Origin of the sequence: Methylobacterium sp. CCH5-D2, from assembly GCF_001556475.1 — a bacterium.
Taxonomy (GTDB): domain Bacteria; phylum Pseudomonadota; class Alphaproteobacteria; order Rhizobiales; family Beijerinckiaceae; genus Methylobacterium; species Methylobacterium hispanicum.
Genome location: NZ_LSIX01000083.1, coordinates 1 through 4,247, shown reverse-complemented (window position 1 = coordinate 4,247; position 4,247 = coordinate 1). Strand labels below are relative to the sequence as shown.

General features: G+C 72.0%; 4 protein-coding genes. 2 read left to right on the top strand and 2 right to left on the bottom strand.

The features are described from left to right. A partial coding sequence (locus tag AX737_RS01925; protein WP_197430421.1) for a transglutaminase-like cysteine peptidase occupies window positions 1–325 on the bottom strand: 325 nt, incomplete at its 3' end. 264 nt (window positions 326–589) lie between these two features. Continuing rightward, window positions 590–1,249 carry a response regulator transcription factor gene (locus AX737_RS01920; RefSeq protein WP_066918569.1) on the bottom strand — a complete coding sequence of 220 codons (660 nt, stop codon included), beginning with the start codon at window positions 1,247–1,249 and terminating at the stop codon, window positions 590–592. A gap of 235 nt (window positions 1,250–1,484) precedes the next feature. Between AX737_RS01920 and AX737_RS01915 the strand changes: the two genes are divergently transcribed. Together AX737_RS01915 and AX737_RS01910 are read left to right on the top strand one after the other, a co-directional pair. Then, the gene (locus AX737_RS01915; RefSeq protein ID WP_066918567.1) at window positions 1,485–2,639 is read left to right on the top strand and encodes an FIST N-terminal domain-containing protein; all 1,155 of its coding nucleotides are present in this window, start codon (window positions 1,485–1,487) and stop codon (window positions 2,637–2,639) included. 107 nt (window positions 2,640–2,746) lie between these two features. Beyond that, window positions 2,747–4,018: a hybrid sensor histidine kinase/response regulator gene (locus AX737_RS01910; RefSeq protein ID WP_238230523.1), complete on the top strand. Its 1,272-nt coding sequence runs from the start codon at window positions 2,747–2,749 to the stop codon at window positions 4,016–4,018. Window positions 4,019–4,247 lie beyond the last annotated feature (229 nt).

Genomic DNA, 4,247 nt, shown 5'->3' with positions numbered 1-4,247 from the left:
TCATCGCCTGCACGCTCTTGTTCACGCGCTTGTTGACCGCGACGATCGTCGACCAGAGCGCCGGCGTCAGGCTGATCCGCGCCGGCTCCGAGCGGTCCACCGCGCACTCCGCCGCGTAGGCCTGGCAGAACGTCACCCATGCCGCGATCGGCTTGGCCGCGCCGGTCGGCTGGGCCACGCTCGGCACGGCAGGCAGCGCCGCGAAGGTCTGGGCGCCCGCGGGCGCCGCGAGAGCCAGGGCGAGACCCGCCGCCAGGATGCCCGCGCGGGTGCCGCGCTCCCGGGCCGTCGCCACATCCCGCCGCTTCGAAACCGGGAACCGCATGGCTTTTGATCCAACCCGTTAAGCTCTCGTTAACGAAAGCTCGCACGGGTCCGGCCGCACGGCAATCGGCGCCTTAACAAAAGGTTAACACTGTGGGCAAGTCCGTCCGGAAGCGCCTGCCGGATCTGCCTGAAAAGGCGCGCCGGACCTTCGAAGGGGCGCGAGAAAGCAGGGGACCGACGCGCTGCCGCGGCGCGGCCCAAGGGATGGCTTGATGGGGGCAGGTCGCGGCGCGCACCGGTCGGCAGCGCTGGATGCAGAGTCCTAGCCGACCGGCGCGTGGTGGATCTGCTCGAAGTCGAGCGCGGCCGTGTCGATCACGATCTGCGTGCGGCTGATGACCTCGAGCTTGCGCAGGATCTCGGAGACGTGGGCCTTCACGGTCGAGTCGCCGACCTGCAGCTCGTGGGCGATCTGCTTGTTGAGCTTGCCCTGGCGGATCATCATCAGCACCCGCAACTGCTGCGGCGTCAGCCGGGCGATGCGCTCGGGCAGCGGCGCCTTGCGCGACTTCGCGGCGGCGGGCGGCGCCTCCGAGAGGCCCGGTGGGATCACGAGCGCGCCGCTCAGCACGTCGCTGATGGCGCGCGTCAGCGTCGCCTTGTCGACCGCCTTTGGCACGAAGCCGGCCGCGCCGTGCTGCAGCGCCTCGCGCATGATGCGCGGATCCTCGTGGCCCGAGACGATCAGGATCGGCACCCGGGGGAATCGGGTGCGCAGGGTGACGAGCCCGTCGAAGCCGCTGACGCCCTGCATGGAGAGGTCGAGCAGGACGAGGTCGATGGCGCGGTTCTGGGTCAAGCGCGCGGCCGCCGCCGCGATCCCGTCCGCCTCGTGCAAGTCCGCGTCCGGGTAGGCGAGCCGGATCGCGCCCGCGAGCGCGTCGCGGAACAGGGGATGGTCGTCGACGATCAACAGCTGCATGGGCGCGCTCCCACCGCGCTCGGCCGCCCCCGCGCGGGGATCGGCCGGCCGCCATTGTCCATGAAGCGCGAGGGCCGGACAATGGCGGCCGGATTGGCCATTGGGCGGAGAGGGGCCCGCGCGGACGGCCGCCGTTGCACGCTTCGGTCGCGCGCGACATACTCCGGGGACGAGAATGGGCGGACAACGCCTGCCGCCGACCGAGCGGGGTGGAGACGTGGGACAGGGAACGCGGATGCGCGCGCATCTGTGCGGCATCAGGACGGCCTGGACCGAGGCCGCGTCGCCCGCGGCCGCCGCGGCCGAGATCGCCCGCGCGGTCGGCGTCGACGCGGAAGCCGGGCTCGCCCAGCTCGTCCTGTTCTTCTCGCCCGACTACGATCCCGAGACCCTGCTGCGCGCTCTCGAGAGCGAATTACCCGGGGTCGCGATCACCGGCTGCACCACCTCCGGCAACATCAGCCCCGAGGGCGGGCTCGACCGCGGGCTCGTGGCGATCGCCTTCCCGACCCGGGGATTCCGCATCGTCTCGACGCTGCTGGGCGGGATCGACGACCTCGACGTCGAGCGCACGGCCTCGACGGTCCGAGCGCTGCGCCGCAGCCTCAATCCGCGCGGCGAGGCGGCGCCGGAGCGGTGCTTTGCCGTCTCGCTGATCGACGGGCTCGCCAACGCCGAGGAGACGGTGGTCTCCGGCATCGCCTGGGCGCTCGACGGGATCCCGCTCGTCGGCGGCTCGGCGGGCGACGACCTCACCTTCCGGGACGCGGTGGTGCTGCACGGCGGCCGGATCCACCGGCGCGCCGCGGCGCTGATCCTGGTCGAGACCGATTTCCCGGTCCAGATCTTCAAGAGCGACAATTTCGAGCCGACGGAGAAGAAGTTCGTCGTCACCGCTTCCGACGGCGAGCGGCGCATCGTGCACGAATTGAACGCCGAGCCCGCCGCGCGGGAATACGCCATGGCGGTCGGGCTCGATCCGGAGGGGCTCTCGCCGATGAGCTTCGCCGCCTACCCGCTCGCCGTGAAGGTCGGGGGCGAGTATTTCTGCCGCTCGATCCGGCGGCTCAACCCGGACGGCAGCTTGAGCTTCTTCTGCGCCATCGACGAGGGGGTGGTGCTGACGCTGGCGGAACCTCGCGACATCGTGGCGGCGACGCACGCGGAGCTGACCCGGCTCGATCAGGCGCTCGGCGGGATCGACCTGATCATCGGCTTCGAGTGCGTGCTGCGCCGGCTCGACGCCGAGACCCGGCAGGTGCGCCAGGGCATCGCCGACCTCTACCGCCGCTTCAACGTAATCGGCTTCGAGACCTACGGCGAGCAGTACCGGGCGATGCACCTCAACCAGACCTTCACCGGCATCGCCATCGGCAAGCGCGTCCCATGAACGCGCCCGTCAAGGACGCGCCCGTCAAGGACCCGCCCCGGGCAGACGAGGCGGAGGCGGACCTGAGGCGGCGCGTCGCCAAGCTGGAGCGCATCAACGCGGCTCTGATGGCCCATGTCGAGCGTTCCACCGACCAGCAGGGCGGCGCCTACGCGCTGTTCCAGACGGCCATCACCCTGGAGGGCCGGGTCCGCAGCCGCACCGAGGCGCTGACCGGGCTGATGCGGGAACTGGAGCGCTCGAACGCCGCGCTCGTCTCCGCCAAGGAGGAGGCCGAGACCGCCAACCGCTCGAAGACGCGCTTCCTGGCCGCGGCCAGCCACGACCTGCTGCAGCCTCTGAATGCCGCCCGGCTCTCGCTCTCGGCGCTCGCCGACCTGCCGCTCGCGCCCGAGGCCGGCGCTATCGCGGGCCAGGTCGAGCGCGGGCTGCAGACCATCGAGGACCTGATCAAGACGCTCCTCGACATCTCGAAGCTCGACGCGGGCATCGTGCGGCCGGAGGTGCGGGCGCTCGCCCTGCCGGACCTCCTGGCGGAACTGGCCGAGAGCTTCCGGCCCTTCGCCGAGCGCAAGGGCCTGCGGCTCGCGGTGCGCTGCCCGGACGTCGCGGTGGCGAGCGACGGCGTGCTGCTGCGGCGCATCCTGCAGAACCTCGTCTCGAACGCGGTGCGCTACACGGGCGCCGGCGGCGTGCTGCTGGTCGCCCGGCCCCGCGGCGGGGAGATCCGGATCGACGTGATCGACACCGGCTGCGGCATCGGCACGGAGGAGCGGAGCCTCGTCTTCGACGAGTTCTACCGCGGCGGCGGCAAGGGGGGCGGCGATGGCCAGGGCGAGCCGGGCCTCGGCCTCGGCCTTTCGATCGTGCGCCGCATGGCGGCGGCCCTCGACCATCCGCTGGCGCTCGCCTCGCGGCCCGGCCACGGCACCCGGGTCTCGCTGACCCTGCCGGTAAGCGTCGTGCCGGTCGAGGCCGCTCCGGCGCCCCCGCCCGTGGCGACGCGCCTGTCGGGGGCGCACGTGCTCATCGTGGAGAACGACGCCTCCACGGCCGAGGCCCTGCGCCGCCTGCTGCAGAACTGGGACGCCGAGGTCTCGGCCTTCCGCGACCTCGCCGGAGTTCGGGCGGCGCTCGCCGCGGGCCTGCGCGAGCCCGACATCCTCGTCCTCGACTACCATCTCGACGACGGCGCCTGCGGCCTCGACGTGGCGGCGTATCTCCGCGCCGTCTGCCCCGCGCCGCTCCCGGTGATCCTGACCACCGCCGACTACGCGCCGGAGATCGAGGCGCGGGCGGACCTCCTCGGCGTGGAACTGATGCGCAAGCCCGTGAAGCCGGCGCAGCTCCGCTCGCTGCTGACCTACATGCTGGCGTGAGGGCGTCTCGCGACGCGCTTTCCCTCCCCCGCAGAGTAGGGCCATCGCATATGCCGAGCGAGCCTCAATGCGGATAGGGCGCGGGTCCCCTCTCCCGTGCGGGAGAGGGACAGGGTGAGGGGCCCGGAGCCTTGCGGAGAGGACGTTGCGGTTCCGCGGCGAGGACCAGTCCTTTCCGGAGAGTTCTCATCCCTCACCCCAACCCTCTCCCGCACGGGAGAGGGAGCGC

Excerpts from the sequence above, each read along its gene's own strand:
- AX737_RS01920 (WP_066918569.1), bottom strand. The coding sequence starts at position 1,249 with ATGCAGCTGTTGATCGTCGACGACCATCCCCTGTTCCGCGACGCGCTC.
- AX737_RS01915 (WP_066918567.1), top strand. The coding sequence starts at position 1,485 with ATGCGCGCGCATCTGTGCGGCATCAGGACGGCCTGGACCGAGGCCGCG.
- AX737_RS01910 (WP_238230523.1), top strand. The coding sequence starts at position 2,747 with ATGGCCCATGTCGAGCGTTCCACCGACCAGCAGGGCGGCGCCTACGCG.